The sequence below is a fragment of the Citrobacter sp. TBCS-15 genome (assembly GCF_005280815.1).
In the GTDB taxonomy this organism is placed as follows: Bacteria; Pseudomonadota; Gammaproteobacteria; order Enterobacterales; family Enterobacteriaceae; genus Citrobacter; species Citrobacter werkmanii.
In genome coordinates this window covers 1-1014 of the sequence record NZ_SZWK01000288.1, presented here as the reverse complement: position 1 = coordinate 1014, position 1014 = coordinate 1, and the positions used below count along the sequence as shown (strand labels likewise).

At 38.5% G+C, this 1014-nt stretch carries 1 protein-coding gene; it reads left to right on the top strand.

The features are described from left to right. The first annotated feature begins 34 nt into the window (after nt 1-34). Nucleotides 35-940, top strand: coding sequence for a phage tail tube protein (locus FDW96_RS15670; RefSeq protein ID WP_137365929.1), 906 nt, complete (start codon nt 35-37; stop codon nt 938-940). Nucleotides 941-1014: the final 74 nt, after the last annotated feature.

Genomic DNA, 1014 nt, shown 5'->3' with positions numbered 1-1014 from the left:
GTACTGCATAAAAAAATAAAAAGGAAAATAAAAAATGAAATTAGATTATAACTCACGTGAGATTTTCTTTGGTAATGAAGCTCTAATCGTAGCTGATATGGCCAAGGGAAGTAACGGAAAACCAGAGTTCACTAACCATAAAATTGTAACTGGTTTAGTATCAGTTGGCGAAATGGAAGACCAAGCGGAAACTAATAGCTATCCAGCTGATGACGTACCAGACCATGGAGTTAAAAAAGGCGCTACCTTACTTCAAGGCGAAATGGTATTCATTCAAACAGATCAAGCGCTTAAAGAAGACATTTTAGGTCAACAAAGAACAGCGAATGGTTTGGGTTGGTCTCCTACTGGTGATTGGAAAACAAAATGTGTTCAGTACCTAATTAAAGGGCGCAAACGTGATAAAGTTACAGGAGAGTTTATTGACGGTTATCGTGTAGTCGTTTATCCTAAATTGAAACCTACAGCAGAACCAACGAAAGAATCAGAAACAGATTCAGTAGACGGTGTCGACCCTATCCAATGGACGTTGGCAGTACAAGCTACTGAATCAGACATTTATTTGAATAATGGTAAAAATGTAGCTGCTATTGAATATGAAATTTGGGGAGACCAAGCAAAAGACTTCGCTAAGAAAATGGAAAGCGGACTGTTCATTATGCAACCTGACACGGAATTGGCTGGTGCTGTTACATTAGTTGCTCCAGTTATTCCGAATGTAACTACTGCTACAAAAGGACGCAATGACGGAACGATAGTAGTACCAGCTACTTTGAAAGATTCTAAAGGTGGAACTGTAAAAGTAACATCAGTAATTAGAGATGACCACGGAAAAGTCGCAACAAACGGACAACTTGCTCCTGGAGTTTATATCGTAACATCCTCTGCTGACGGTTATGAAGATGTTACCGCAGGTGTTTCAGTAACTGATCATTCATAAGGCTACAAACGCAATAACCTGAAAAACCAATTAAGTAAAGGAATATAAAATAAAATGGCAAAACAATTGAGCAC

Excerpts from the sequence above, each read along its gene's own strand:
- FDW96_RS15670 (WP_137365929.1), top strand. The coding sequence starts at position 35 with ATGAAATTAGATTATAACTCACGTGAGATTTTCTTTGGTAATGAAGCT.